This window comes from Pseudomonas paraversuta, assembly GCF_904067025.1.
Classification (GTDB): Bacteria; Pseudomonadota; Gammaproteobacteria; order Pseudomonadales; family Pseudomonadaceae; genus Aquipseudomonas; species Aquipseudomonas paraversuta.
Genome location: NZ_CAJFDA010000001.1, coordinates 4,596,565 through 4,622,725, shown reverse-complemented (window position 1 = coordinate 4,622,725; position 26,161 = coordinate 4,596,565). Strand labels below are relative to the sequence as shown.

At 62.1% G+C, this 26,161-nt stretch carries 26 protein-coding genes; 2 read left to right on the top strand and 24 right to left on the bottom strand.

Annotation, left to right across the window (positions count from 1 at the left end):
- Positions 1–89 precede the first annotated feature (89 nt).
- A complete protein-coding gene (locus JQ848_RS20915) occupies positions 90–992 on the top strand; it encodes a LysR family transcriptional regulator (protein ID WP_202211109.1) in 903 nt (300 codons plus the stop codon).
- Positions 993–1,019: 27 nt separating this feature from the next.
- Here JQ848_RS20915 and JQ848_RS20910 read toward each other — a convergent pair whose 3' ends face one another.
- Genes JQ848_RS20910 through JQ848_RS20810 form a run of 21 tightly spaced genes read right to left on the bottom strand, consistent with a single transcriptional unit; the run spans position 1,020 to position 19,527 of the window.
- Entirely contained in the window at positions 1,020–1,451 is a 432-nt protein-coding gene (locus JQ848_RS20910; RefSeq protein WP_202211107.1) for a hypothetical protein, read from the bottom strand.
- Between the two features lie 19 nt (positions 1,452–1,470).
- Positions 1,471–2,697: a beta-ketoacyl-ACP synthase gene (locus JQ848_RS20905; protein ID WP_010656284.1), complete on the bottom strand. Its 1,227-nt coding sequence runs from the start codon at positions 2,695–2,697 to the stop codon at positions 1,471–1,473.
- Positions 2,697–3,425, bottom strand: a complete 729-nt coding sequence (gene fabG / locus JQ848_RS20900; protein WP_003438827.1) for a 3-oxoacyl-ACP reductase FabG — start codon at positions 3,423–3,425, stop codon at positions 2,697–2,699. Before fabG ends, JQ848_RS20905 begins: the two co-directional genes overlap by 1 nt.
- Entirely contained in the window at positions 3,418–3,885 is a 468-nt protein-coding gene (locus JQ848_RS20895; protein WP_003438831.1) for a hotdog family protein, read from the bottom strand. The genes fabG and JQ848_RS20895 overlap by 8 nt, the downstream gene beginning before the upstream one ends.
- Positions 3,882–5,069, bottom strand: coding sequence for a beta-ketoacyl-[acyl-carrier-protein] synthase family protein (locus JQ848_RS20890; RefSeq protein ID WP_202211105.1), 1,188 nt, complete (start codon positions 5,067–5,069; stop codon positions 3,882–3,884). Before JQ848_RS20890 ends, JQ848_RS20895 begins: the two co-directional genes overlap by 4 nt.
- A complete protein-coding gene (locus JQ848_RS20885; RefSeq protein WP_127195714.1) occupies positions 5,066–5,608 on the bottom strand; it encodes a DUF3261 domain-containing protein in 543 nt (180 codons plus the stop codon). The genes JQ848_RS20890 and JQ848_RS20885 overlap by 4 nt, the downstream gene beginning before the upstream one ends.
- The gene (locus tag JQ848_RS20880; protein ID WP_003438837.1) at positions 5,605–6,330 is read right to left on the bottom strand and encodes a class I SAM-dependent methyltransferase; all 726 of its coding nucleotides are present in this window, start codon (positions 6,328–6,330) and stop codon (positions 5,605–5,607) included. The genes JQ848_RS20885 and JQ848_RS20880 overlap by 4 nt, the downstream gene beginning before the upstream one ends.
- Positions 6,327–7,559 (bottom strand): NAD(P)/FAD-dependent oxidoreductase, encoded by a 1,233-nt coding sequence (locus tag JQ848_RS20875; RefSeq protein WP_165439537.1) that lies wholly within the window; start codon positions 7,557–7,559, stop codon positions 6,327–6,329. Before JQ848_RS20875 ends, JQ848_RS20880 begins: the two co-directional genes overlap by 4 nt.
- Before the next feature lie 5 nt (positions 7,560–7,564).
- Positions 7,565–8,725 (bottom strand): hypothetical protein, encoded by a 1,161-nt coding sequence (locus JQ848_RS20870; RefSeq protein ID WP_003438843.1) that lies wholly within the window; start codon positions 8,723–8,725, stop codon positions 7,565–7,567.
- Positions 8,719–11,034 (bottom strand): MMPL family transporter, encoded by a 2,316-nt coding sequence (locus JQ848_RS20865; protein ID WP_202211103.1) that lies wholly within the window; start codon positions 11,032–11,034, stop codon positions 8,719–8,721. Before JQ848_RS20865 ends, JQ848_RS20870 begins: the two co-directional genes overlap by 7 nt.
- On the bottom strand, positions 11,024–11,671 hold the full coding sequence (locus JQ848_RS20860; protein ID WP_202211102.1) for an outer membrane lipoprotein carrier protein LolA: 648 nt from the start codon (positions 11,669–11,671) through the stop codon (positions 11,024–11,026). The genes JQ848_RS20865 and JQ848_RS20860 overlap by 11 nt, the downstream gene beginning before the upstream one ends.
- Positions 11,668–12,093 (bottom strand): acyl-CoA thioesterase, encoded by a 426-nt coding sequence (locus JQ848_RS20855; RefSeq protein ID WP_003438849.1) that lies wholly within the window; start codon positions 12,091–12,093, stop codon positions 11,668–11,670. Before JQ848_RS20855 ends, JQ848_RS20860 begins: the two co-directional genes overlap by 4 nt.
- Entirely contained in the window at positions 12,086–13,630 is a 1,545-nt protein-coding gene (locus tag JQ848_RS20850) for an HAL/PAL/TAL family ammonia-lyase (protein WP_003438851.1), read from the bottom strand. Before JQ848_RS20850 ends, JQ848_RS20855 begins: the two co-directional genes overlap by 8 nt.
- Positions 13,611–14,549, bottom strand: a complete 939-nt coding sequence (locus JQ848_RS20845; RefSeq protein ID WP_161719295.1) for an LpxL/LpxP family acyltransferase — start codon at positions 14,547–14,549, stop codon at positions 13,611–13,613. Before JQ848_RS20845 ends, JQ848_RS20850 begins: the two co-directional genes overlap by 20 nt.
- On the bottom strand, positions 14,546–15,280 hold the full coding sequence (locus JQ848_RS20840; RefSeq protein WP_202211100.1) for a glycosyltransferase family 2 protein: 735 nt from the start codon (positions 15,278–15,280) through the stop codon (positions 14,546–14,548). Before JQ848_RS20840 ends, JQ848_RS20845 begins: the two co-directional genes overlap by 4 nt.
- Positions 15,273–16,982, bottom strand: coding sequence for an AMP-binding protein (locus JQ848_RS20835; RefSeq protein ID WP_202211098.1), 1,710 nt, complete (start codon positions 16,980–16,982; stop codon positions 15,273–15,275). The genes JQ848_RS20840 and JQ848_RS20835 overlap by 8 nt, the downstream gene beginning before the upstream one ends.
- Positions 16,979–17,524, bottom strand: coding sequence for a COG4648 family protein (locus JQ848_RS20830; RefSeq protein WP_202211097.1), 546 nt, complete (start codon positions 17,522–17,524; stop codon positions 16,979–16,981). Before JQ848_RS20830 ends, JQ848_RS20835 begins: the two co-directional genes overlap by 4 nt.
- Positions 17,521–17,775 (bottom strand): acyl carrier protein, encoded by a 255-nt coding sequence (locus JQ848_RS20825; protein ID WP_161719299.1) that lies wholly within the window; start codon positions 17,773–17,775, stop codon positions 17,521–17,523. Before JQ848_RS20825 ends, JQ848_RS20830 begins: the two co-directional genes overlap by 4 nt.
- Before the next feature lie 9 nt (positions 17,776–17,784).
- Positions 17,785–18,045 carry a phosphopantetheine-binding protein gene (locus tag JQ848_RS20820; RefSeq protein WP_003438866.1) on the bottom strand — a complete coding sequence of 87 codons (261 nt, stop codon included), beginning with the start codon at positions 18,043–18,045 and terminating at the stop codon, positions 17,785–17,787.
- The gene (locus JQ848_RS20815; RefSeq protein ID WP_202211325.1) at positions 18,026–18,832 is read right to left on the bottom strand and encodes a lysophospholipid acyltransferase family protein; all 807 of its coding nucleotides are present in this window, start codon (positions 18,830–18,832) and stop codon (positions 18,026–18,028) included. The genes JQ848_RS20820 and JQ848_RS20815 overlap by 20 nt, the downstream gene beginning before the upstream one ends.
- Positions 18,808–19,527 (bottom strand): beta-ketoacyl synthase chain length factor, encoded by a 720-nt coding sequence (locus tag JQ848_RS20810; protein WP_202211095.1) that lies wholly within the window; start codon positions 19,525–19,527, stop codon positions 18,808–18,810. The genes JQ848_RS20815 and JQ848_RS20810 overlap by 25 nt, the downstream gene beginning before the upstream one ends.
- A gap of 314 nt (positions 19,528–19,841) precedes the next feature.
- Here JQ848_RS20810 and JQ848_RS20805 point away from each other — a divergent pair, with 314 nt between their 5' ends.
- On the top strand, positions 19,842–20,615 hold the full coding sequence (locus tag JQ848_RS20805; RefSeq protein WP_003438872.1) for a ParA family protein: 774 nt from the start codon (positions 19,842–19,844) through the stop codon (positions 20,613–20,615).
- Here JQ848_RS20805 and trxC read toward each other — a convergent pair.
- From trxC to mscK, 3 genes are all read right to left on the bottom strand, one after another.
- On the bottom strand, positions 20,612–21,052 hold the full coding sequence (gene trxC / locus JQ848_RS20800; RefSeq protein ID WP_003438874.1) for a thioredoxin TrxC: 441 nt from the start codon (positions 21,050–21,052) through the stop codon (positions 20,612–20,614). The two genes, JQ848_RS20805 and trxC, sit on opposite strands and share 4 nt — an antisense overlap.
- 174 nt (positions 21,053–21,226) lie before the next feature.
- Positions 21,227–22,690, bottom strand: a complete 1,464-nt coding sequence (selO, locus tag JQ848_RS20795; RefSeq protein WP_202211094.1) for a protein adenylyltransferase SelO — start codon at positions 22,688–22,690, stop codon at positions 21,227–21,229.
- Positions 22,691–22,784: 94 nt separating this feature from the next.
- A complete protein-coding gene (gene mscK, locus JQ848_RS20790; RefSeq protein WP_029612537.1) occupies positions 22,785–26,126 on the bottom strand; it encodes a mechanosensitive channel MscK in 3,342 nt (1,113 codons plus the stop codon).
- Positions 26,127–26,161: the final 35 nt, after the last annotated feature.

Genomic DNA, 26,161 nt, shown 5'->3' with positions numbered 1-26,161 from the left:
GCAATGGCAAAAGAATATAGGTGGCTAACGATTCTTTCCAATATATTGTTCGACCTGTTTGATAGGTTTTACGACTCAATGGGGTTCCTATGGAATTGCGTCATTTACGTTACTTCATCGCTGTTGCCGAAGAACTGCACTTTGGTCGCGCGGCCCAGTTGCTGGGTATTTCCCAGCCGCCCCTGAGCCAGCAAATACAGGCCCTGGAGCAAGAACTGGGGGCTCGCCTGTTCGACCGGACCAACCGTCGGGTCGAGCTCAGTGAAGCGGGCCGGTTGTTTCTGGAGGAGGCGCGACTGGTGCTGGCCCAGGTCGACAAGGCAGCCGACGTGGCCCGGCGCGCACAGCTGGGGGAGCTGGGGGAACTGAAGATCGGCTTTACCTCATCGGCGCCATTCAGCTCGAGCATTCCCCAGGCCATATTTGCCTTTCGCCAGGCGTTCCCGGCGGTGCATTTAAACCTCAAGGAAATGAGCAGCCGCGAAGTGGCCGAAGGGTTGGTGGACGAGTCCATCGAGGTCGGGATGATCCGCCCGCTGGCGTTGCCGGAGTCATTGACGGTGGTGGAACTGTTCAGCGAGCCTCTGGTGGCTGTGATCCAGGCCGATCACCCGCTGGCTGCAGGCAGCGAAGAAGGTTTGCAGCTGGCGGCCCTGGCCGAAGAGCCTTTTGTATTTTTCCCGCGCAGTTACGGCAGCGGGTTGTATGCACAGCTGATGAGCCTGGCCCGCCAGGCGGGTTTCAGCCCGCATTTTTCCCAGGAAGCGGGTGAGGCCATGACCATCATTGGCCTGGTCTCGGCAGGGCTGGGCGTATCGGTGCTACCTGCGTCGTTCCAGCACATGCGGATCAAGGGGGTGGTGTATCGACCGCTGCTGGATGCCGACGCCCATACAGCCGTGTGGCTGGTGCAGCGCAAGGGCCAAAGCTCGCCGATGGCCGCGGCATTTGCCGAACTGCTGACGCGTAAAACCGTTAATCAACCCCTGTAGGAGCGAGCTCCTACAGGGGGTTGATTGTCACTTTGCAGCCGCTTCCGACAGCTGTTGCGCCGTACGCTCGTTCTGCTTGTCCTTGAGATCGCGCACGATGTCGCGGTCCAGCAGGCGCACCCAGCGGATGTAGTTTTTGTGGATCTTGCCGTCCTTGTAGTCCAGACCGCTGCTGTTGCGGTAAATGATCTGGTAGTGGCTGGCGCTGTAGGGGATATCGATTTCGGCGTGGTATTGCTCGCGCACGGTGATTTGCGCCTGCACCAGGTCAGGGGTGATTTTTTGCACTGTCCAGCCACGGCCCACCAGGGATTTGACGATCGCCTGCTGCATCTGCGCCCGGTCGGCATGAATCGAATCGTGCAGTGTGCGGTCGGGGGTCTGCATGGGTTTGCTGCTGCACGACACGGTGCTCAGCAGGGCAAGGGCGATCAGGGTTACGCGTAGCAGGTAAGACATTCCATTGGCTCCAGAAGCGTTACGACCAGCGGCGCAAGATCAACGATGTGTTGACCCCGCCAAAGGCAAAGTTGTTGTTCATCACGTAATCGTTGTGCATCTCGCGAAACCCGCCCCGCAGATAATCCAGCTCGCCGCAGCGCGGGTCGACCTGGTCCAGGTTGAGCGTCGGTACATAGCGGTCGCGGTTCATCATTTCGATACAGAACCACGATTCCAGCGCCCCGCAGGCACCCAGGGTGTGGCCCAGAAAACTCTTCTGCGAGCTGATGGGCATGTGCTTGCCGAACAATTCACTGGTGGCCAGGGTTTCGGCAATGTCGCCCTGTTCGGTGGCGGTGCCGTGTCCGTTGACATAGCCGATGGCCTGCGCGGCGATGCCTGCGTCTTCCAGCGCCAGCTCCATGGCCCGGCGCATGGTGCTGACTTCCGGGCGGGTGGTGTGCTGGCCGTCGGCATTGCTGCCGAAACCGACGATCTCGGCATGGATATGGGCGCCACGGGCCAGGGCGTGTTCCAGCTCTTCGAGCACCAGCATGCCGCCGCCTTCGCCGATCACCAGGCCGTCCCGGTCCTGGTCGTAGGGGCGCGGGCTGGTGTGCGGTGCGTCGTTTTTCAGGCTGGTGGCGTACAGCGCGTCAAACACCATGGCTTCGGTGGGGCAGAGTTCTTCGGCACCGCCGGCGAGCATCAGGGGCAAGCGTCCGAACTTGATCGATTCGTAGGCATAGCCGATGCCCTGGCTGCCACTGGTGCAGGCGCTGGAGGTGGGGATCAGGCGCCCGGTGAGACCAAAAAAGATGCTGATATTGGCCGCGGTGGTGTGGGGCATCATGCGCACGTAGCTGTTGGCGTTCAGACCGTCGGCCACCGAGTTGAGCAGCATGTTGCCAAAGGCCTTGATCTCGTCGGTGCTGCCGGTGGACGAGCCGCAGGCCACGCCCATGCGTCCGTCACGAATGATCGGGTTGCCCAGCAAGCCGGCGTCCTGCAAGGCCAGTTCGGCGGCGCCAACCGCCAGGCGCGAGACCCGGCCCATGCTGCGCAGTTGTTTGCGGGTCCAGTGCTTTGGCACCACAAAGTCATCGATGGGGCCGGCCAGACGGGTGTTGAGCTCGGTGAACCGGTCCCACTCGTCCATACGCCGGATGCCGCTGCGACCGGCTAAAAAATTGGCTTCGATACTGGCCCAGTCACTGCCCAGCGAGGTGATGCCGGCCATGCCGGTGACGACAACGCGCTTCATCAGCACAGGCCTCCATTGACCGCCAGGACCTGGCGGGTGATGTAGCCGGCTTCGCCGGACATCAAAAAGTTGACCGCGCCCGCCACTTCTTCCGGGGTGCCCATGCGTTGTGCGGGGATCATTTTCATCAGTTCTTCCACGGGGACGTTTTCGTCGAGCATGGCGGTGTCGATCAGGCCCGGAGCGACGCAGTTAACGGTGATCTTGCGTTTGCCCAGTTCGATGGCCAGCGCTTTGGCGGCACCGATCAGACCGGCCTTGGAGGCGCTGTAATTGACCTGCCCGCGATTGCCGATCAGGCCCGACACCGAGGTAATGCACACAATGCGCCCGGCCTTGCGGCGGCGAATCATCGGCATCATCACCGGGTGCAGCACGTTGTAAAAACCGTCCAGGTTGGTGCGCATCACCTCGTCCCAGTCGTCTTCACTCAACGCCGGGAAGGCACCATCGCGGGTCAGGCCGGCATTGAGCACCACGCCGTAATAGGCGCCAAAGGCTTCTACGTCGGCTTCAAGAATTTCCCGGCAGCGGGCGCGATCCGAGACGTCAAATTGCAGTACCCGGGCAGTGCGCCCCAGGGCCTGGACCTCGGCCATCACGGCGTCGGCTTCGCTGCGGCCACTGCGGCAGTGCAGCACCAGATCGAAACCGGCCCGGGCCAGGCGCAGGGCGATGGCGCGGCCGATGCCACGGCTGGAACCGGTAACCAGAATGGACTCAGTCATGGCGGGTCTCCCGGGAGGCTTGAGCAAGATAGTTTTGTGCCTGGGGTGGACGGAACACGTTCAGGCGGGCGCTGGCATGAATGCCGGGGGCGGTGAGATGACACTCGAAAACCCCCATGCCGTTGTCGTCTTCCAGTGAGCGCAGGGCGTGAATCTGCAACTCGGCGCCCGCCGGAAAGTGTTCGACATTGCATTCAAATTTGCGCGTGCCGAGCAAAAAGCCCAGCTCGACGGGGTTGCCTTCACTGCGGGCGCGGCAACCGGCATAGGCCGCCACGCTTTGCGCCATCAACTCGATGCCCACCCATGCCGGGAGGCTGCCGTCTTCACGGTTGAACAAGCCGCCGGGGCGCACGGTGAGACGGGTATGAATCTGTTCCTGGTCAAACTCCAGCACCTGATCGATCAGGATCATGTCGCCGGCGTGGGGCAGCAATTCGGCGAGCGGCCAAGCAATCATGGGGCGTCTCCGATAATCAGGCTGACGTTATTGCCACCGAAAGCAAACGAGTTGCTCATCAGGCAGCGCTGTTGTGTAGATGCCAGGGTCTGGCCGGGCGTCACCCAATTCAGTACAGGAAGTTGCGGATCACCCTGGCCGTCCCAGACATGGGGTGGCAGCAGGTTGCCGCGGGTCAGGCTCAACCAGCAAAACGCAGCTTCCAGTGCGCCTGCTGCACCCAGCGTATGGCCGGTCATGGGCTTGGTCGACGAGCATGGCACCGCCTGGGGGAACACCTGGGCCACGGCGTGGCTTTCCATGGCGTCATTGTGCCGGGTGGCAGTGCCATGCAGGTTCAGGTAACCGATCTGACCGGCTTGCAGACTGGCCCGGTGCAAAGCCTTGTGCATGGCCTGCACCGCACCCCGGCCAGTGGGCTCGGGGGCCGAGATATGGTGCGCGTCCGAGCTGGCGCCGGCACCGAGCAGGGCAATCGAATGTTCTGCGGCGGGCTGACGGCTCATCAAGAACAGTACGCCGGCTTCGCCAATATTGATTCCGCAGCGGTTTGCCGAGAACGGGTTGCAGCGTTCATCGGACACCGCTTCAAGGGCCGAAAAACCATTGAGGGTCAGCTTGCACAAACTGTCCACACCGCCGCACAGCACCGCGTCACACAGGTTCATGTCCAGCAGGCGCTGGGCGCTCATCAGGGCCCGGGCGCTGGAGGTGCAGGCGGTAGAAATGACATAGGCCGGGCCGCTGACATTCAGCCAGTCAGCCAGGAAACTGGCCGGCGCCCCCAGCTCTTGTTGCTGATAGTCGTAATCTTCGGGGAACTGCCGATGCTGCAAGTAGTGGGCAATACCGCGGCTGGCTTCATCGATCCCCGAGGTGCTGGTGCCCAGCACAATGGCGATGCGGTCACGGCCCCAGGTGCGGATTGCCTGTTCAATGGGCTCGCGAATCTGCAATGCCGCTTCGAGCAGCAACTGGTTATTGCGGCTGGCGTGCGCACTCAATTGCGCCGGGATCGCCGCCAGTTCGCCCTGCACACCGGCCACCGACACCTTGCGTCCGGGTACCAGGCCGCTGGCGCGCTGTATGCCCGAGCAGTCACCGGCAAACAGCCGGCGCGCCACTTCATCGGGGCTGCGGCCCAGGGAACAGATGATGCCCAAGGCATTCAGATACGCGGTCATGGTGCCGCCTCCAGCGGGCTGATGGCGTAATGCACATCGCCCTTGATATCAATGCGCAATACCTGTGGCTGTCGATAATGGACTTGCCAGCGTGGTTTCAGAAACCGCGCGTCGGCCGCCGATTCTGCCTGTGGATAATTGGCCGCCAGTTCGGCCTGGGGCGTAAGTGCAAACAGCAGGGCGGCAAACAGCTCCCGGGCCTCGGGGTTGGGAGGCAGCAAACCGTCGGCATGCCAGCTTCCGTCCTGCAACACCTGACGCGCCAGGGGAATCCCCAGCGGGTCCATCAACGACCAGCGCAAGCCTGCGCCTTGCTGTTGAATCACCAGCAGCCAGTCCTGGCGCTGGTCGGCCTGTTCGCGCTGAATGTGCAATTGCATCGGCAGCGCCAGGGTCGGGGTCTGTTCGGGCAGTGGCAGGCTCGCGCAGCCGCCCAATAGCAGGCACGCCAGCAAACCTGCAGGAGCGAGCTGTTTGATCTTTTTAAAAATCTCGCGAGCAGGCTCGCTCCTGCAGGTTTTGTGCATCGCCAGGCTCACTGCGCCGGGCCTGCAGGTTTACGGGCCACCAGGTTGACCAGGGTTTCCTCGCGCTCGCCCACCGGTTTCGCGCGACGCAGGCCCAGGCGTTCCAGCAGCCCGAAGTCTTTGGAGCGGCTCCACCACAGATACGGGTATGACACGTTCTGCGCTGTAAACTCGAAGCCCTGATCGCGGATCATCTCCAGATACTGCGCGGCACTTTTCTGCACGTGCATCGGGTGGCGGAACAGCCAGCGAATCACCCAGGTATCGATGTAAGCCTCGGTAGATTCGGCAAACAGCAAATAGCCGCCTGGCTTGAGCACCCGATAAAACTCGGCCAGTGCGCGGTCCTGTTGCACCAGGTGATGGAAAGTCTGATGGCAAAACAGGATGTCGACGCTGGCGTCCGCGATTTCAAGTTCGGCGCAGTCGCTGCCGATCAGTTCAATGTCGATGCCCTGACGCCGCGCTTCTTCGCGGCTCAGGGTCAGGCTCAGCGGGTCGGCGTCGAGGCCGATCAGGCGCCTGGGGGCGAAGGTTTGTTGCAGGTACTGGAACGACTTGCCCTGCCCGCAACCGGCATCGAGGATGACCGGCGCCGTTGGCAGCTCAGCGCTGAACAGACTGCGCAGGTCGTTGATGGCCACGCGCAGTACGTGATGCTGCCAGGTGTGACTGCGTAAAAACCAGAACCCGAAACGGGTTTCTTCGACGTAGGTATCGCTCAGAGGTTTCATGGGGTCTCCGTGGCGCAGATGTCCGACAGCATGCGCAGGCGGCGCCGGGGTTCGCTGACAAAGGGGTTGCTTTCATCCCAGGCATAGCCGGCCAGAATCGCGCTGATCATGCGCCGTATTTGTGGCGAGCTGTCGGGGTGGAAGATCACGTCCTGGAAAGTGCCGGCGTACCAGCCTTCGACGTAGCAGCGGAAGGTGTCGACTCCACGTTTGAGCGGTTCGGCAAACTCGGTTTGCCAGTCTACGGCTTCGCCTTGTAGCTGGCGGTGCAGCACTGCGGCGGCCATGCTGGCCGAGCGCATGGCAATGGTCACGCCCGAAGAGAACACCGGGTCGAGGAACTCGGCGGCATTGCCCAGCAAGGCAAAACCCGGCCCGTGCAGGGTTTTGACGTTGGCCGAGTAACCGCCGAGGGTGCGTGCCGGGGTGTCCCACACGGCATTGGCCAGTACCCGGCCCAGGCTTGGGGTTTGCTCGATAAAACTTCGCAGGCACTGGTCGGGGTTCTGGCTGCGTCCCACAAAGTGTTCCGCCGCCGCCACCACGCCCACCGAACTTCGGCCATTGCTGAAGGGGATGGTCCAGAACCAGATATCGCGCTGGGTCGGGTGGGTGGTGATGAGGATTTTTTCGCGCTCGAAACCCGTGCAGTCAATACGGTCCTCGACATGGGTGAACACCGCCTGGCGCACCGGGAAACCGGAGGGCGCTTCGAGATCGAGCAGGCGCGGCAGAACTCGTCCGTAACCGCTGGCGTCGAGGATAAAGTCGGCCTCGATCCGGTAGCTGCTGGCGTCTTCGCGCACCACATCCAGCAGCGGCTTGCTGCGCTCGATATCCACTGCGGTCACGGTTTCGCCATAGCGGATTTCGACGCCTTGCAGTGCAGCCTGGTCAGCCAGCAGCTTGTCGAAATCGGCCCGCTGGACCTGGAACGTGGTCGGCTTGCCGTTGCTGAAGGTGTCGCCAAAATCGAAGGCGCTGTACTGCTCGCCCCAGGCGAAGGCGGCGCCGTTCTTCAGTTGAAAACCGGCGGCTTGCACCGCCTCGAGCATGCCGGCTTCCTCGATGAAATCCAGGCAGTGCGACAGCAGGCTTTCACCAATGGAAAAGCGCGGGAAGTGCTGGCGCTCGACGATCAATACATCGTGCCCTTTGCGTTTGAGCAAGGCCGCCGCGATTGCACCGGACGGCCCGGCACCAATCACCACGACCTGACGACGTTCCATATCTATTACTGACACACGGGCTCCTTGCCGGGGGGGACGGCAGACTTCACAGGGGGTTTGTTGATGCCCGCCAGCGCCGGTAACAGCGTGGCGATCAGGCCCATCAGCATCAGCGCGAAGTACAGTGCGGGGCTGATGAGCTGTTGTTGCAGCAGCAGGTTGAGAAAGACGATTTCACTCAAGCCGCGAATATTCAGCAGCAGGCTTTCACGCCACTTGCTGGCGCCGGTAAACGAAGGCGTGGCCCAGCTCAAACCCAGCCAGTTGCCCAGCAGCTTGCTGGCCATCGGCAGCAGCAACAGTGCCGCTATCTGCAAGGCGCTGATGCTGTTCAGGGCGCTGTGCAGGTTGATCTGCACAATGCCGAAGGTGAGGATCAACGGCACCGCCAGGCGGGTTTGCAGGCTTTCCAGCCAGGCGGCTTTCAACGGCATCACCAGCGGGACTTTGAGCCACGCCATGCACAACAGGTAACCGACGCCGAAAACCAGCGCATTGAGCCGGTAATGCTCGGCTACCACCAGCAGGGCGAGAAAACCCAGGCTGTAACACAGGGGTTGGCGAATCCGCAGTCCGCGCAGCAACAACGGCAGCAGGGCGCCCGCCAGCGGCAGGAGCAGGCTGCTGAGGTTGAGGCTGCCCTGGGCCAGGCCGAACAGGCTCCAGCAGGTCAGGTCGATCAGGATCGCGCTTTGTACCAGGCGGCGGGCAGCGGCGGGCGGGTAGTCGATATGGCGCAGATACAGATACAGCACCGGGATGGCGGTGATCGCAAACACCAGGCCCACCGCCAGCGAGCTCAGCCAGGGTTGTGCGGGCAGCAGCCACACCGCGCAGGCCAGCCCGCAGACAAAGGGAATGGCAAAACTGGGCAGGGCGATTTTCAGGCTCTGGCGGTCGATGCGCAGGTCAATCACATCACTCAGGATATGCCCCAGCAACAGGGCGAAACTCAGGCTGTACAGAGTTTTTAGCCACCCTGGCGTGACCAGCTGCGCGCCGCTTAGCTGCCAGTGGGGTTCGACCCACAGCAGCATCAGCAGCGGCAAACCGATGGACGCCAACAATAACTGGCTGACAATCGGGATCACCCCGAAGTGGCGGCCCAGCCGGGTGGCCCCGGCAAACAGGGCCAGGGCCATCAGCCAGAACAGCAGGGTCAGCATGGCTTGTGCTCCTGCTTCCCGGCCCATGGCGCGAGGATGAAGCTGAACGCCAGCCCCAGGCTCACCGACAGCCCGAAGTTGCTCACCGCCGGGGTGCTGGAGACGGCCAGCAGGCCGAATGACAGCCAGGTAGTCAGTGCCGCCAGCAAGGTGCCAAGCAAACTGACCGCAGCGCCACCAATCTGCTCGCGCATCAGAATGGCGTAATCGACGCTGATGGCCGTCACCAGCAATAAACCGAACAGGCTGAACAGGGTCAGCGGCTGACCCAGCCAGCCAAGGCTGGCCAGGCTGCACAGCGCGGCCAGCAACGGCAGGGCGACGATGCGCAGCGCGCCGCGAAAACCGAATGGCGCGATCAACAGCAGCACGATCAGGACGCAGGACAGCAGCTTCAATTCGGCGGCGCTGATTTGGGTGGCGGCGAACACCCGGTTCAAATCCCCCAGCCGGTCCACCAGTTGCACACCGGGCAGGTCCTGCGCCTGCACCCGCAGCAGACTGGCATTGTTCAACCCTTGCAGGCTGACCATCGCGGCCACGCCCTCGGGGTTTTTACCCAGCCACAGCGGGCGCCACGGTTCGGCCAGCGGCCCGCTCAAGGCATCGTCAATCTGCTGCTCGGGCAAGGCCTGGAGTTGGGCCAACTCATTTTGCAGGGCGGCCTCGCTGACGCCGAGTTCCAGCAGCGGCTGCCAGTGGTGTGGCAGTTGATCCAGGGCGGCCCGCAGTTGCTGTTGCGCGCCAGGCTGGTTGACCAGTTGGTTGAGCGCCAGATAGCCCTGCAGTTTGCCCATGTTGACCAACTGATCGAGGCGCTCACTGAGGGCGGCCTGGCGCTCCAGCAACTGCTGTTGATTGTCGGCGCACACCAGAAAAAACTGACTGGTGGGCTGGTAGCCGGTGATTCGCGCAATGGCCTGGGCTTCGGCCATTAACTGCGGCGGTGCGCCGACCCATTGGCGGATGTCGTTCTTGCTGGTCAGTTGCCACAACCCGGCGGCGCAAAACGCCAGCAACAGGGCCAGCAATGCCGGGGTGGGAATCTTTTTGAGCAAGGCTTCACGGATATCCAGCAGGGTTTGCGCAATGCTCAGCGGCCATTGCGCCGGGCGCAGCTCGACACCCTTGAGCAAGGCGGGCAGCAAGCACACGGCGCTCAGGTAAGCCCCGACCAGGCCGGCGGCGGAGAAAATGGCGATTTGGGTGAGGGCCGGGAACGGGGTAAAGGCCAGGGCCAGATAACCGATGCAGCTGGTGGCCAGGCTCAGGCTCAACCCGGGCAAGGTCAGGCGCAAGGCGGGCCAGCTGCGCCAGGGTTTCAGGCTCCAGCTTTTGGACAGGTAGTGCAGCGGGTAATCCACTGCCACCCCGATCAGGCTGGAGCCCAGCACCAGCGTCATCACGTGCATGCTGCCAAACCAGGCGACGCAGGCCACGGCGCCAAACAGCATGCCCACCAACACCGGGACAAAGGCCAGCAATACTCGCCAGCGGCGAAAGGCCAACAGCAACAGCAGAAGAATGCCCAGGGTGGCACCGCCGCCGACCCAGGTGATTTCGCGGCTCGCTTGCTGTTGCCCGCTGGCCGCATACAGCAGGCCGCTGGCGGCCAGTAATTGCACATCGTGGCTGGCCGCTTGCTGGCGGCTTTGTTCGAGCAGCCCGGCCACTTGCAGCGGCAGCTGCATGTCAAAGGCATTGCCCAGGGTGCGCGCCCGCAGCAGCACCCAGCTTTTACCGTCGGCATCGGCGATCAGGGCTCCGCTACCAATATCCAGCTGCACGCTGCCACGGGCCGGCTGACTGTTCTGAATGCGTCCGGTCAGGCCCAGCCAGTCGTCCTGGCTCGGCACCAGGCTGAACCCGGTAAAGGGGTCGAACAGCGACTGCACCCGCTGCTGGATGAACGCATCGGGATGCTGGATCAGTTGCGTACGATCAGCTTCGGCCAGCATCGCCAGACGTCCGCGCAGCAGTTGTTGGCGCAGGGCCGGCAGGTCGGCTTGCAGGTTCCACTGCACCTTCTCGAACAGGCCGCTGGCTTGCCAGGCTTCGCCCAGTTGCCGGGCAGTGGCGATTGCCTGCTGGCGATCGGCGCTGCCCACCAGTACCAGCATCTCGCGGTTCAGCGGTTCTTGCATGCGCTGTTCGGCGCTCAGTTCCAGGGCGTCCGGCGATTCACCGGGCACCAGTTCCATCAGGTTGGCCGACAGCGGAGCGCCGTGACGCCATTGCCAGGCGGCCAGTGCGAGCACGGCCAGCAGCAGGATCAGAAAGCCACGGGGCAACCAGCGTTCACTGGGCAAAGTCGTGCTGCTCCGCATCGCTCAAGGGTTGATTGCTGACGCTGTTTTGCAGCTTGAGCAAGGTGCTGTCGCCCTGGGTTTCTTGCAGCTCGATGCGTTGCACCAGTTCGCCGCCGTCGATATTGATCCGGGTGAAGATCTGTTTGAGCAGCACTGAACGCGGGGTCAGGGTCAGTTGCCAGTGGCTGGCTTCGCCTTGCAGTTGCAGCTCGAAGTCGCGCTGCAGGCCGCTGCTGTCGCCCTGCAGGACGGCGAGGAACAGCCGGTTCTGCTCGGCTCCGGCGCTCTTGCCGGGGAGCATTTGCCATTCAGAAGCGTTGCGCCGGGCTATGCCCTGGGCGGTGATGCGGTAGTCCTGTTGCAACGGGGTCTTGAGTTGCCAGAGCAGGCCGTGGTCCTTGGCCAGTACAAAAGTACCGGTGCTGATCAGTGGTTTGGGCAGGGCGCGCAGGTGTTTTTCCTGGATGAAATCGCCGTGGATAACCTGTGGCCTGGCCAGCTGTGTGCTGAGTTGTTGCAGGTCGAAGGCCTGGGCTGATGAACATAAAAACATCAGCACAAACCCTGTAGCAGCGAGCTTTTTAAAGCGGTCAGACATCTCGCGAGCCAGCTCGCTGCTACAGGATTTCGGGCTCATGGCAGCACCCTGGCGACGGCTTCGGTAAAGCAGGCGGGCGACGCCAGTTGCATTTCGCGGCTGGCAATTTCCACCGCCACTTGCACGGTGCTGGCGCGGGTCAGGCGTTCGCCGCTGGCCAGGTCGCTGATCAGATAGTTGATCTTCAAGCGGTTCTCCCACTCCACCAGGCTGGCGCGTACATTGATCCGCTGGCCAAAGGTGGCGCCGCGCACATAACGCAGCTGCATGTCGATCACCGGCCAGGCGTAGCCCGCGGCGAGCATGTGGGTGTAGTTGTGGCCGATGTGGTCCAGCAGCGCGCAGCGCGCCACTTCCAGGTATTTGACGTAATGCCCGTGCCACACCACGTGCATGGTATCGATGTCGAAAAACGGCACCAGAATTTCAGTGTCAACGTGCAGAACGCCTTTGCTACGCATGCAGCCTCCAGTGTTGTTGGGCGATCCGGGCCAGGCACAGGCGCAGTTCGGCTTCGAGGGCGCGGTCTTCAACCACGGGCGGGAAGTCCTTGCTCAGTTCGGTGTGCATCGCGGCCAGCGCAGGCGGCAGCGGGCGGGCATCTTCGGCACGACTGCGCAGCCACACGCCCTGATTGGCGGCGAGCAAGGTTGCGGCGGCCACTTGTTCGGTCAGCTCCAGCACGCGGATCGCATCGCGGGCGGCGATGGTGCCCATGCTCACTTTGTCCTGGTTGTGGCACTCGGTGGAGCGCGAGAACACGCTGGCCGGCATGGTGTTTTTCAAGGCCTCGGCGGTCCAGGCGCTGGTGCCGATCTGTACGGCCTTGAAACCATGGTTGAGCATCGCCCGTTGCGCTGTCGCACCCGACAGGTTGCTCGGCAGGCCGTGGTTGTAGCGCACGTCCACCAGCAGCGCGAGCTGGCGGTCCAGCAGGTCGGCGACGTTGGCGACCAGGGTCTTGAGGCTGTCCATGGCGAAGGCAATATGACCGCCGTAGAAGTGACCGCCGTGGAGCACGCGCTCTTCTTCGGCGTCGATGATGGGGTTGTCGTTGGCACTGTTGAGTTCGATCTCGATAAACCCGCGCAGCCAGTTCAGGCTGTCGGCCAGCACCCCCAGGACGTGGGGCGCACAACGCAGCGAGTAGCGGTCTTGCAGGCGATGCAAGGGCGCGGTCGGGGCGTCGATGGCCAGGTCCTGGCGAATCCATGCGGCGACCTGCATTTGCCCCGGATGCGGCTTGGCAGCGAACAGGCGTTCGTCGAAATGCTCGGGGTTGCCCTGCAGCGCGACCACGTTGAGAGCGGTGATGCGGGTCGCCAGTTTGAGCAGGTAATCGGCGCGGGCATAGGCCAGGCACGCCAGGCCGGTCATCACCGCGGTGCCGTTCATCAGCGCCAGCGCTTCCTTGGGTCGCAGTACCAGCGGGGTCCAGCCCAGTTCGCGGTGGACGTCAGCGGCCAGGCGGCGTTCACCGTTGAACAGCACTTCGCGCTCGCCGGACAGGGTCGCGGCGACGTAGGACAGCGGGGTCAGATCACCGCTGGCGCCGACCGAGCCCTCTTCCGGGATCAGCGGCAGGATGTCGTGGGCGATGAAGGCCTGCAGCCGCTCCAGCAGCTCGACCCGTACCCCGGAGACGCCATGGCACAGCGACTGCAAACGCGCCGCCAGCACGGCGCGGGTGGCCTGGGCATCGAGCAGTTTGCCCAGCCCGCAGCCATGGAAGGTATAGAGATGACGGGGCAGCGCTTCGACATGCTCCAGCGGCACCGCCACCACGCATGAGTCGCCGTAACCGGTGGTCACGCCGTAGATCACGCCTTCCTTGTCCAGCAACGAATCGAGAAAACGCGCGCCTTTGGCGATGCGCTCGCGATACTCGGCGTCGTCTTGCAGGCGGGTCGGCACCTGACGATTGGCCAGCGCCAGCACGTCTTCAATGCGCAACGGGGTTTGGCCGAAGGTTACTGGCTCATGGGGTTGCGTCGTCATCGGTTTTCCAGAAAGGGTAAAAGTTGAACCACTGTTGTGGCGCTTCCAGGCAGTAATGGCCCAGGCGTTCGGCGTAGCGTGTCGTCCATTCGGCGATGACCTGCTCGCGGTCGCTGCGCCGCCACTGCACGGCGTCGGCGAAGGGTTCGAGGATGACCCGGTAACGGCCTTCGCGTTTCAGGCAAAACAGTAAATTGACCGGGCACTTGAGCAGTCCGGCCAGTAGCCATGGGCCCTGGGGGAAGGGCGCCGGGTGGCCGAGAAAATCGACCCGCACATTGCGCCCGCCATGCAGCGGTACGCGGTCACCGGCGATCGCCAGCCACTCGCCGTTTTCCAGACGCTGACTCAGTTGCAGCATGACCGCCGGGTTGAGTTCGCTGACCTGGATCAGTCGCAGGTTGGTGGCCCCGGCTTCCCCCAGCAGGCGGTTGAATTGCTCGGCATGCTTGGTGTGCACCAGCACGTTCATGGTGACCTTTTCGCCCAGCTCGGCGAGCGCGCGGCAGACCTCAAGGTTGCCCAGATGCGCCCCCACCAGCATTTGCCCGCGTTCGCCGCGCAGTTGATCGCGCAGGCCGGCCGGGTCGACGATTTCGATGTCGGCAATATTCAGGCGGCCATTCCACATGTCGAGCTTGTCCAGCAGGGCGTCGGCGAAGGCCATGAATTGCCCGAATACCCGCCTGTGGGAAGGGCCCGGGGCGGTCTGGCCGCTCCAGTCGGCCAGCCGCTGCTGGTAGCACCAGATGCTGCGGCGGGCGCTGCGGCCGAAGACAAAGAAGTACAGCACGATGCCGTACAGCACCGGGGCCAGCAGGCGGCGGCCGAGCAATTTGATGCCGAAGGCGGTGAGTTTCATCAGCCAGAAACTGCCGCGCTCCTTGTGCTCGGCCCAATGCTGTTGTGCTTCGCTCATGCCTGCCAGCGCCTCCAGAGAATGACCGGAAAACGCAGGAGCATTCCGAAGAACAGCCGGGTGTGCATGGCGCTGATCAATGCGTTGTCATGGAACAGGCGAAAGTGCGACAGGCCGTCTTGCGGGTAATGAACCTTGGTCGGCAGCCAGCGCATCGGTTGATTGCGCCACGCCAGACGCACCAGGATTTCTGGGTCGAAGTCCATGCGCCTGCCCAGTCTGGCCGAGTTGATCAGGGCCAGGGTCGGGGTCAGCGGGTAGACCCGGAAACCGCACATCGAGTCGGGAATTTGCAGCGACAGGCTGTTGATCCACACCCAGACATGGGTCAGGTAACGCGCGTACAAACGGCCTTTGGGCACGCTGGCGTCATATTGCGGATACCCGCAAATCAGCGCTTCGGGATTGAGTTGCGAGACCTGGATAAAGGTCGCCACATCACGCAGGTCGTGCTGGCCATCGGCGTCCACCTGCAGGGCGTGGCTAAAGCCCAGGCGCTCGGCTTCGCGCAGGCCGGCCATGACTGCGCCGCCCTTGCCCTGGTTGATCGCCAGGCGGATCAGATGGATGCCTGGGCCTTGCGCCAGTTGTTCCAGGACGGCACTGCACGCGGGGCTGCAGGCATCGTCCACCAGTACGCAGGGCAAGCCGGCAGCGAGCAGCGCTTGGACCACGTCAGGCACGGCAGTTTCGTGGTTGTAAACCGGGATCACGGCGCAGGGGTTATGCATGGGGAGGCTCCTTGATGTCGCTGCTCCCACCGAGGTTGTCATTGGCGGCCCAGACAATGCGCCCGCTGGAGCAGGCGGCGTCGCCATGGCGATAGGCAAAGTGCAATTTGCTGCGCTGCGGGTCGAAACCCAGGGTCAGCTCAATCTCGTCGCCGGGGCGCACCAGTTGCTGGAACTTGAGGACTTCCATCCCGCCAAACCGCGGTGGCAGGTCGAGCAGTTGCTGGCCCAGACTGATGGCCCAGTCTATTTGCACCACGCCCGGCAGCACCGGGGTTGTGGGGAAGTGACCGCTAAAGAATGCCAGGTCCGGGGGCACCGCCAGTCTCAGGGTCCAAACACCATCGAGCTGGTTCTGACTCAGGACTTCAGGCTGTTTGGGCCGTGGTGCCAATAACAGTGCATCGACCTGCGCCTGGGGCAGTTTGCCCTGGCTGGTGAGCGGCAACTGGCGCAGCAAGCGCCAGCGGCGCGGCAAGGCCAGGGCTTCGCAGTGCTGGCTCAGGTGCTGGCGCAGGGTCTGGGTCAGCGTGCGCCGGCCATGTTCACGCAAGGCAAACAGGCCGCTGTCGCTCAGGACCAGCAAGGCGCCGAGTGACGCCCGGTTTTCCCGCACTACACCCAAGCGAGCTTCAAGCACCCAGTCGTGTGCCTCCAGTGCCTGTTCCAGCATTGGCAGGGAGATGCGTTTTTCTTCGAGTTTGACGATGCGGTCCAGGCGTGCGAGCAATTCAAAGCGCCCGTCGGCTTCGATGCGTACCGCATCGGCGCTATGTTCGACATGGCCTGGGGGCAAGTAAGCCGAGGCAATGCACAGGGCCCCGTCTTCGCCCTGGCTGAGTTGTACATCGGCAAAGGGTTGCCACAGGCCCGGGCCCTGACGCCAGGCAATGCCGCCGGTTTCGGAGCTGCCGAAAATTTCCGTAGGCCATTGGCCCAGGCGCTGGTGCAAGGCTTGGGCGGCTTCGGCCGGCAAGGCACCGCCAGAGGAAAATACCCGGCGCACCGGGCTCAGCGCCGGCCAGTCGAGGTTGTCGCCCATGCGCTTGAGCAGCGCAGGGCTGGCAATCCAGGCAAATGCCGGGTACTCGCGGCTGACGCGCTGCATGTCTTCGGGGAACGCCAGTTGCTGGCGCACAAAGCTGCGGCCGGCACACAGCGGCCAGAGCACCCGGAACAACAGGCCATAGATATGCTGGGCAGCGACGCTGGCGATGATGCAGGCCTCGCCCAGCTCGTTGCCCCACAGTTGCTCCAGGGCCTCAACTTCATTGGCCATCTGGCGCAGGGTTTTGTCGATGCGCTTGGGTTCACCGCTGGAGCCCGAAGTACACAGGCTCAGCCGGCAGGCATCGAGATCGAGCCCGGCGCCGGGCAGGGGGTTTGCATAAAGGGCCTGCAGTTCGCTGCTTTGGGTTATCCACAGGTCAACCTGCGGATCCCAGCGTTGCCGGGTTTGCGCTTGCAGGTCGGCGGGCAGCAGTACGCTGACGCCGGCCCGCCAGGCACCGAGCAAGGCGACCGCCAGCTCGGCGGCATCTTCCAGGTGCAGCGCAATACGTTGCACGCCGCGCTGTTGCAGCCCGCCCGCCAGGCTCAATGCCTGCCCGCGCAGGGTGTCGTGATCCAGTGCCGGGTCGAAACTGACCGCTCGGCCGCTGTGCCCCTTGAGCAATAGCTGCTCAAGTTTTATCCAGTTCATGCCCTGCCTCTTACTTTTTGTCGTACCAGCCATTCAATGGCAAACAACAGGCCCATCAACCCGTAGGCGATCAGGCCGTTGTACAACGTCCACCAGCTCAGCGGTGCCCACAGGGTCAGGCCGGCTGCGACTAACCCGTTGAACAGAAAAAACAGGCACCAGACTTTGGTCACCTGTCGTGTGTAATGAATTGCGATGGCGGGCAGTTCCGGTTCGCGCAGTCGCGCCAGACGCTCGATCACCGGCGGGCCGAACTTCAGGCTCAGGCCGAACAGGCTGAGCATGAACGTGCTGATCAGTACCGGGTACCAGCGCAGCAGAAGCGGGCTGTTGAACAGCGCCAGCAACCCGCAGAACACCAGTGCCAGAGCGGCCATCCACAGATCGGCCGGGCGTCGTCCGCCGGTCAGAGCGCGTGCCAGCCACAGGCCGCCGAGCAGCAGCGCAAACTGCCACGGGGCGAAACGGGCCATGCCGAAATACACCGCAAAGGGGTACAGCAGGCCGGCCAGCAGCAGTGCCGGGGCAATCAGTCGCCTCATGCGTCCGGGTGAACCAGACGGTAAACCGCTTCAACCACGTCGTTGACGGTACGCACCGATTTGAATTCCTCGGCCGCGATCTTTTTGCCGGTTTTGCGCTTGATATGGTCGATCAGGTCAACGGCGTCGATGCTGTCGATTTCCAGGTCCTGGTACAGGTTGGCGTCCAGGGTGACGCGCTCGGGCTCGAGTTCAAAGAGTTCGACCAGGGAGTCGCGCAGGGTATTGAAAATGTCTTCACGGGTTTGCATGGTTCGGTCTCAGGCAGCCTGTTTGGCGGTGACAAAAGCCGCAAGGCTGGCCACGTTGGAAAAGTGATTGCGCGTGTCTTTGGCGTCGGCGTCTATTTTGATGCCGTAGGTTTTTTGAATCGCCAGGCCCAGTTCCAGGGCGTCGACCGAGTCCAGCCCCAGGCCTTCGCCAAACAGGGTTTGCTCGTCGCCAATATCGCTGACGCTGATGTCTTCCAGACCCAGGGCGTCAATGATCAGCTGTTTGATGTCACGGTTCAGATCGCTCATCTATGGCGAGCTCCTTAATGAAATAGTTATGCACGAAGTCGTTTAGCAGGCGCGACGCTTTGGGCGGCGGGCCAAGTGCGGCAAAGGTTTGTGGATCTATATCGGCCCCGACCCGAAAGCTGAAGTGCATGCGTCGCTTGGGGATCCGATACCAGGGTTCAGCCTTGGTCAGCGAGGTTGGATTGACCGTTATCACCACCGGGGTGAGGATCTTCGCACCCCGCAGCGCAATGGCGGCGGCGCCGCGATGAAAGGCAGGTGCGTGGCCGGGCCGGGTGCGCGTCCCTTCCGGGAAAATAATCAGGGTCTGGCCTTCTTTGAGCGCCCCGGCGGCGTTGTCGAGCATGTCGACACTGCCGTCATTGCTGATGTATTGCGTGGCCCGCACCGGGCTGCGGGTGAACGGGTTTTGCCACAGGCTTTGTTTGACCACGCAGTTGGTGTCGCGCATAAGGCCGATCAAAAACACCACGTCAATAAGCGACGGATGGTTGGCAATGATCATCTGCCCGGGCCGGCCCAGGCGCTCTGCGCCATGGACTTCATAGCTCAGCACGCCGGTGCGCGTCATAAAGCGGATAAACAGCCAGAACAGTCGGCTGACGGTGTAACGCGCACGTTGCCGGTGGCGCACGGCATCGCCGGGCAGGCAACTCAGAAGCGGGAATACCACCAGGCGCAGGCTCAGGCCGCCGAGCCCGAACAGCGTGAAGCTCACCGCGGTGGCAAACAGGCGCCAGTAATATCCGTCGCTGCGCGGGCTCACGGAGTGCGATGCCAGTTCCAGACACGGCTTTTCCAGGCGTGTTGGAACGAGGTGTGCCCGGCGAGCAGGTGACGCAACAGTTCCAGGGCGTGGGGCCAGCGGGTTCGGGGGGCGCCGGGAGGGGCGGCGCTGAGTGACACCTGCCATTGTTCGCCCGGCGTCAGCAGCAGGCCCACGGCATAGGGAAAGGGTACATCGTCGATCCAGCGGGCATAGGCCTCGGGAGGCTGCTCTTCGGTGATCACCAGCAATACGGCGGGGGCGCCCTCATGCAGCAGTGCGCAGGCTTCGATCAGGCCGTGTTCCAGGCCGTCGCCGGCAGCGGCGACGGCTGTCATTTCGCTGGTCTCGCCACGCATGATCGACCACAGGCCAATCACGGCGTTGTGCACCGAGAGGCTGAACTGAGTGGGCGACAGCGGCTGCCCCGCGCCAAGGTCGCTGAGAATGTCGAAGGTGCGCGGGGTTTCGCCGTGACGCGAGACAAACACCAGTGGCAAGGCTTCGAGACCTTCTGCCAGGGGCCAGCCGACGCTGAACGCCATGCGTGCCAGACGGCTGAGGCGACGGCGCTGCATGGCGGGTAGAAACGAGACGTCGGGGGCGCTATTGCTGGCGTCGAGCAGGCGGGGTTGCTGGCTCCAGGCCTGCCAATCGGCCACGCTGTCGAGGCCCGGAGCCCAGGCGCGCCATGCGGCAATATTGAAATTAATCACTGGAGGTCTATCCCGCCCTTGCGGGCTTCCTTGATGCGAAGGTAGGCAGCGATCAATGCGGCACCTATTACAGAGTGGCAGCATTATCCCGGTGCAGTTGGCTCGTAGCAAACATCCCTTGCAGTTTGGGCAGGGTTTTTTCCGCAGTTCGGGAGAGAAGCTGTCTTTTTGCCATTATTGAGCCAGGGATAGTGTTTATGACTTCCAAAACAGAGATATGTTCGCTGGAGTCGTAGCTCATTTCGCTGCAAGGTAGCGAAGCGTCACAAATGACATCTACACTCGGGCACTTATTGATACACGGAGGTTTTGAAATGCGTCGCGTGGTGTTCAATCAAAAGGGTGGTGTGGGCAAGTCCAGCATCGCCTGCAACCTGGCTGCAGTCAGCGCCAGTGAGGGCTATCGCACACTATTGGTGGACCTGGATGCTCAGGCCAACTCCACTCAATACCTTACCGGGCTCACGGGCGAGGACATCCCCATGGGGATCGCCGACTTCTTTAAGCACAGTTTGTCAGCCGGGGTGGGCAGCAAGAAAAACCGGGTCGATATTTACGAAACCCCGTTCGACAACTTGCATGTCATTACCGCCACTTGCGAACTGGCTGACCTGCAACCAAAGCTGGAAGCCAAGCACAAGATCAACAAGTTGCGAAAGTTGCTCGATGAACTGGCCGAAGACTATGACCGGATTTATGTCGATACTCCGCCAGCCTTGAATTTCTATGCCGTATCGGCGCTGATCGCCTGCGATCGGGTACTGATCCCTTTCGACTGTGACAGCTTTTCGCGTCAGGCCCTGTACGGCCTGCTGGCGGAAATCGAAGAGTTGAAAGAAGACCACAATCCAGACTTGCTGGTCGAAGGCATAGTGGTCAACCAGTTCCAGGCCCGTGCCAGCCTGCCCCAGCAAATGCTCGATGAGCTGATTGCTGAAGGCCTGCCCGTGCTGCCGGTGTACCTGAGCAACTCAGTGCGTATGCGCGAATCCCATCAGGCCAGTCAACCGCTGGTCTACTTTGATCCGCGACACAAGCTGACCCAGCAATTTGTCGAGTTGCATGACTACCTGGACCAGAACGCTTAAGCGCTGATGCCGTGGCTTTGCAGCCAAGCCTTGAGTTGCTGCAAGGGGAAGGCGCCGCTTTGACGGGCAACCTCCTGGCCGTTTTTGTACAGGATCAGACTGGGGATCGAGCGAATCCCCAGTTGCGTGGCCAATTGCTGATTGGCTTCGCTGTCGAGTTTGGCCAGACGGCATTTCCCCAGCAACTGGCTGGCGGCCTGTTCAAATACGGGCGCAAACGCCTTGCACGGCCCGCACCACTCAGCCCACACATCCACCAATAACGGCAGATCGCCCTTGATCTGACTGCTGTAGTCGGCTTGCTTCAAGTCGAAAGGCCGGGTGAGCAGAATCTCGTTTTTGCAGCGTCCGCACTTTGGCTGTTCGCCCACGCGCGCAGCGGGAATGCGGTTCAGGCCGTTGCAGTGGGGGCAGGGGATGAGTAGCGGGTCTGTCATTTCAAATACTCCGGAATCGGGATGGTTGCAGGTGCCAACCAATCGCTGGCAAGCCAGCTGCCACAGGTCATGTGCATGTCTTTGGAAGGTGCAGTTCAGCAGATGATGGTCTGGCACGCCACTGGCCATGATCTATCTGCACACAATCCGGGGGCAGGGGCATTCCCATGGATTTCATGACGAACAACTGATCTCCAGATGCTTGCCCCATTCGGGCGGGCGTTCGGCATAACCCTGCATGCCCGGTTGTTCGGTGAACGGTTGGGTCAGCACCTGGTGCAGGCGCCGTACTTCGCTGTAGTCCCCCGCTTCAGCCGCATCGATGGCCTTTTGCGCCAGATAGTTGCGCAGGATGTACAGCGGATTCACCCCGTGCATGCGCTCACGCCGGACGTGTTGATCGTTCACGCCGTCACGCGCCACCCGGTCAACATACTGCGCCGCCCACTCGTCAAAGCCCTTGAGGTCGACAAACTCGTCACGCAGCCGGGCTACGGCCTGTGCAGCGGGTTCATCGCCCAGACGACGGAAGAACAAGCTGTAGTCGATGGCGCTGCCTTGCATGCGCTGCAGCAGGGTTTCGATCAGCTTTTGATCACCCTCTTCAGCGCTGGTCAGACCCAGGCGGCGGCGCATCAGGTCGGTGTAATGGGCCTGGTACAGCGGCAGGAACAGGCCCAGGGTTTCTCGCAGTGCTTCGACACTGATGAACGGCGTCAGCGCCTGGGCCAGTGCACTGAGGTTCCATTGGCCGATGGGCACCTGGTTGCTGAAGGAGTAACGCCCTTCATGGTCGGAATGGTTGCAGATGAAGTTGGCGTCGAAGTCGTCGAGGAAGGCGAACGGGCCGAAGTCGAAGGTGATGCCCAGAATCGACATGTTGTCGGTGTTCATCACCCCGTGGCAAAAGCCGTAGGCCTGCCATTTGGCAATCAGTTCGGCGTTGCGCTCGACAATCTCGCGGAACATCGCCAGATACGGCTCCGGCTGCTCCAGGCACTCGGGGAAGTGCAGCGCCAGGACGTGTTCGCCTAGCTGCTTCTGCTGCTCGGGTTGCTTGGTGTAGTAGAAATACTCGAAATGCCCGAAGCGTATGTGGCTCTGCGCCAGACGCAGGACCATGGCCGCGCGCTCCTGTTTCTCGCGCCACACCGGGGTGTCGGAACCGATCACGCACAGGGCACGGCTGCTCGGGATGCCCAGTGCATGCAGCGCTTCGCTGGCGAGGAATTCGCGGATCGATGAACGCAGCACGGCGCGGCCATCGCCCATACGCGACCAGGGTGTCATGCCGGCGCCTTTGAGGTGCAAGTCCCAATGCTCGCCGGCCTGGTTGTATACCTCGCCCAGCAGCAGCCCGCGACCGTCACCCAGGCGCGGGTTGTAGGAACCGAACTGGTGGCCGGAATAGACCATGGCACGGGGTTCGGCGTCGACCCACAGGGTGTGGCCGCCAAACAGCCGGGCGAATACCGGGTCCTGGGCGACAGCCGGATCAAGGTCGAGCAGGGCCATGGCCGCATCGCTGGCAACTACCAGGCGTGGCGCGTCGATGGGTTCTGGCAGCACATGGGTCGAAAAGGCGTCACCCAGGCGGGCGAAACGGTTATCGAAGGTCAGTTCGTCGAGGGCTTTCAATGACCGTCTCCAGTGAGAAATGGGGGGCGTGTCGTCTGTAGGAGCGAGCTCTGTGCGGCTATATGGAAAAGCTCGCTCCTGCAGGGGGCAGTGATCAGTCCAGCTTGCCCAGTTGCGGCTTTTGCGGCGGTGGCGGCTCGGGCGGTGCTTCCGGCCCGACCGGTACCAGTTTGTACTCCTGGCCCTGGAGGTTTTTCAGGTACACCTCCATCTGCTGGAACGAGATGTTGATGTGATGGTTCTTGAACTCGCGGTTGATAAAGCGGTTCACTTCGTCGATTACCGGGTTGCGGTCACCCAGGTCCCGCACGTGCATGCGCAGTTCGTGGTCCAGGGTGCTGGCGCCGAAATTGAGGAAGTACACGTGAGGCTCCGGCTCTTTGAGCACTCGCGGGTTTTCCTGGGCGGCCTTGAGCAGCAGGTGTTTCACCAGATCCAGGTCTGAGCCGTAGTCGACACCGAGCTTGAGGGTGACGCGGGTGATGGTGTCGGTCAGCGACCAGTTGATCAGTTGCCCGGTGATGAAGGTCTTGTTCGGGACGATGATGTCCTTGCGGTCGAAGTCGGTGATGGTGGTCGCACGGATGCGGATCTTGCTCACGGTGCCCGACAGGTTGCCGATGGTGATGGTGTCGCCAATGCGCACCGGGCGCTCGAACAGGATCATGATGCCGGAGATAAAGTTGGCGAAGATTTCCTGCATGCCGAACCCCAGGCCCACCGAGAGTGCGGCCACCAGCCATTGCAACTTGTCCCAGCTCACGCCGAGGGTCGACAGGGTCGACACAAAGCCGATGCCGATGATCACGTAGGTCAGCAAGGTGGTGGTGGCATAGGCGCTACCCTGGCCCAGATCGAGCCGCGACAGCACCAGTACTTCAAGCAGGCCGGGCAGGTTGCGCGCCAGTGCAATGCTGATGCCGATGATGATCAGCGCACCGACCATATCGCCAATACTGATGGGCACCATGCTCATGTTGGCACCGGTGCCGCTGGTGTACTCGTAGAGGGTGATGTTGTCGAGGTAGGAAAAGACCGAGATCAGGTCGGCCCACACCCAATACAGCACGCCGATAAAGGCCGCGAGCAAGGCCAGGCGAATCAGGCGTAGCGACTGCTGATTGACCTGTTCGATGTCCAGGGTCGGTTCTTCAATGATGATGTCATTGCCTTCGCCGGCTTCCTTGGCGGCCTGGCGTTTTGCCAGCGCACGCTGATAGGCCAGGCGTCGCGCCGCCACGGCCAGACCGCGAACGAAGGCGGCCTCGACCACCATCCACAGCATCAGCAGGTACAGGGTGTTGATCAGGCGGTCGCTGAGTTTGAGGGCGGTGTAGTAATAGCCAAAGCACACGGCCACAAACAGGGCGATGGGCAGGATGGCAAACAGAAAACCGAGGAATTTGCGCAGCCGATAGGCTTTTTTCTCGGTCTTGTCGTTGAGTAGCAGGCGCATCAGCAGCCAGGCCATGGCGGCGTAGCAGCTCAGGACCACGAGAATGCCCAGCACGTCTTCGGCCAGTGCGGCCGGTTGTTGTTCGGCAAAGGCGACCACGGCCACCAGTGCCAGCACCACAAAGCCGAGCTTGCGGATCCAGTTCTGGAGGAATTCAACCAGCGGTTTGTCCCAGCGGAAATGCAGCTCGGCCACGCCGCCGGGGGCCAGGATGCGGTACGCGGTGTAGAACACCAACCAGGCTTCGGCCATTTGAATCAGGGCCGCGCCGGTGTTGCTGTTCATTCCCCGGGCATCAATCTGCAGGGCATAACCGCACAGGGCCAGCGCCAGGGAGACCGGCATCGCCAGCAGGATGTTGATCAGGATCGCCAGTGGCGTGTGCCATTGACTGTCGCGTTTGAAGTGACCGATGTCCTGGTGGATTTTATTCAGCTTGCCGTACAGGTATCTGCGCTTCCACAGCAAGGCCACCATCAGCAGCAAAAATGGCAGGAACAGCAGCGGGCGCTTGGACAAACCCTCGGCGACTTCGCTGAAGCTTGAAGTCCAGGGCAGGGTAATGACCTGCCGCTCCAGTTGCCGTGGCGCACCTTGCAGCCATTCCAGGTCCAGCGGTTTATTGCTGGGGATCCAGAACATCTGCTCATCGAGTGTGGCGCGCAGGCTCTGGGAGGTGCTGAGCAGTTGCTTCTGGTTGAGTTGCAGGGTGATCGACTCGTTGAGCAGCGAGCTCAATTCGCGGTTAAGGCGGTCCAGCAGGTCGCCGCGGGTGTTGACCAGCTCCAGCAGGGTTTTACGCAGTTGCGGGGTTACCTGATCGGCAGGTTGAGTCGACAGCAGGTTGTCGACGTAGGTCGTCGGGTTGCTGATCATCTCGCGCTGCTGATTGATCTCGAACTGATACAGGCGAATATCGGCAATTTCATCCGCCAGGTTTTTGTCCATTTTCTGCAGGCGGGGCAGGGCCTGCTTTTGTTTGTAGAGAATCTTGGACAGCAACAGGCTGCCTTTGAGCACGCTGATCTGTTCATCCAGCGCCTGATCGCTCTGGGTGACGCTATCGAGCAGTTGCTTGGTTTCGAGGTTCTGTTGGGTGACTTCGTTGAGACGGTCGGTGCTGCGTAACAGGTAGTCCGAGAGCTTGAGGTTGATCGCGCTTTCGGTCGCCAGCAGGCTGCTGCTGCCTGATTTTTGCGCTTCGATGGACTGTTCGGTCACGGTCTGCTGGGAGTAGGCCAGACGCTTCTGGTTGATCAGGGTTTGCAGCTCCTGGATTTCCTGATCCTGACGCGTGGTTTTTTCCAGCAACAGATCATGCTGGCTACCGCTCAGGTCTTGCAGCTGGCTGTTGCCCGCCAGTTCCTGACGGCGCAGGGCAATCAATGCGGTGAGCGAAGCGGATTCGGCGTTGAGCTGGTTGCGCTGGTCGGCGTTGAGCAATTTACCATTGTCGCGACCGAGTTTAAGGATGTTACTGATTTCCTGGATGCGGGTCTGGCTGTTGCTGATTTCAGCCTGGGCCCGCTCCGGCCGGGTTTGCGCCGCGATGCTCTGGCTGTTGGCGCTGGCCAGGGCCTTTTGCAGCTCGCCCTGTTGTGTGGTGCGGTCCGCCAGCATCTGCTCCAGCTGCGGCACGCTCAGGCCACTGTAGCGCTGGGCTACCGGCAGGGGTTTGGTGGCCTTGAGCCGCGCCAGTTCCCGCTGGTTTTCAGTGGTTTGGCGCGGTGCATTGGCCAGCAGTTCTTTGACATCGTTCAGGCGCTGTTCGTAATCGGCTTTGTTGGCCAGCAGACTGAGGGTCTGCTGCAGCACCGTCTGCAAGGCTTTCTGGTCGGCCTCTGGCAGTTTGCGATCAGCTATTTTGTCCAGGCTTTGCTGTACCGCCTCGGCGGAGGGCGGCTCGGCGGCCTGGAGCATCCCGACACTAAGGCTCAGGCCGAGCAGGACTGTTGCGAAAAACGTGCGCAGAGTTGGCATAGATACCGGTCAGACAAGGGGCGAAAAGTTGGAGT

Coding starts and splice junctions, on each gene's coding strand:
- JQ848_RS20915 (WP_202211109.1), top strand. CDS start 90: ATGGAATTGCGTCATTTACGTTACTTCATCGCTGTTGCCGAAGAACTG.
- JQ848_RS20910 (WP_202211107.1), bottom strand. CDS start 1,451: ATGTCTTACCTGCTACGCGTAACCCTGATCGCCCTTGCCCTGCTGAGC.
- JQ848_RS20905 (WP_010656284.1), bottom strand. CDS start 2,697: ATGAAGCGCGTTGTCGTCACCGGCATGGCCGGCATCACCTCGCTGGGC.
- fabG (WP_003438827.1), bottom strand. CDS start 3,425: ATGACTGAGTCCATTCTGGTTACCGGTTCCAGCCGTGGCATCGGCCGC.
- JQ848_RS20895 (WP_003438831.1), bottom strand. CDS start 3,885: ATGATTGCTTGGCCGCTCGCCGAATTGCTGCCCCACGCCGGCGACATG.
- JQ848_RS20890 (WP_202211105.1), bottom strand. CDS start 5,069: ATGACCGCGTATCTGAATGCCTTGGGCATCATCTGTTCCCTGGGCCGC.
- JQ848_RS20880 (WP_003438837.1), bottom strand. CDS start 6,330: ATGAAACCTCTGAGCGATACCTACGTCGAAGAAACCCGTTTCGGGTTC.
- JQ848_RS20875 (WP_165439537.1), bottom strand. CDS start 7,559: ATGGAACGTCGTCAGGTCGTGGTGATTGGTGCCGGGCCGTCCGGTGCA.
- JQ848_RS20870 (WP_003438843.1), bottom strand. CDS start 8,725: ATGCTGACCCTGCTGTTCTGGCTGATGGCCCTGGCCCTGTTTGCCGGG.
- JQ848_RS20860 (WP_202211102.1), bottom strand. CDS start 11,671: ATGAGCCCGAAATCCTGTAGCAGCGAGCTGGCTCGCGAGATGTCTGAC.
- JQ848_RS20855 (WP_003438849.1), bottom strand. CDS start 12,093: ATGCGTAGCAAAGGCGTTCTGCACGTTGACACTGAAATTCTGGTGCCG.
- JQ848_RS20850 (WP_003438851.1), bottom strand. CDS start 13,630: ATGACGACGCAACCCCATGAGCCAGTAACCTTCGGCCAAACCCCGTTG.
- JQ848_RS20845 (WP_161719295.1), bottom strand. CDS start 14,549: ATGAGCGAAGCACAACAGCATTGGGCCGAGCACAAGGAGCGCGGCAGT.
- JQ848_RS20840 (WP_202211100.1), bottom strand. CDS start 15,280: ATGCATAACCCCTGCGCCGTGATCCCGGTTTACAACCACGAAACTGCC.
- JQ848_RS20835 (WP_202211098.1), bottom strand. CDS start 16,982: ATGAACTGGATAAAACTTGAGCAGCTATTGCTCAAGGGGCACAGCGGC.
- JQ848_RS20830 (WP_202211097.1), bottom strand. CDS start 17,524: ATGAGGCGACTGATTGCCCCGGCACTGCTGCTGGCCGGCCTGCTGTAC.
- JQ848_RS20825 (WP_161719299.1), bottom strand. CDS start 17,775: ATGCAAACCCGTGAAGACATTTTCAATACCCTGCGCGACTCCCTGGTC.
- JQ848_RS20820 (WP_003438866.1), bottom strand. CDS start 18,045: ATGAGCGATCTGAACCGTGACATCAAACAGCTGATCATTGACGCCCTG.
- JQ848_RS20805 (WP_003438872.1), top strand. CDS start 19,842: ATGCGTCGCGTGGTGTTCAATCAAAAGGGTGGTGTGGGCAAGTCCAGC.
- trxC (WP_003438874.1), bottom strand. CDS start 21,052: ATGACAGACCCGCTACTCATCCCCTGCCCCCACTGCAACGGCCTGAAC.
- mscK (WP_029612537.1), bottom strand. CDS start 26,126: ATGCCAACTCTGCGCACGTTTTTCGCAACAGTCCTGCTCGGCCTGAGC.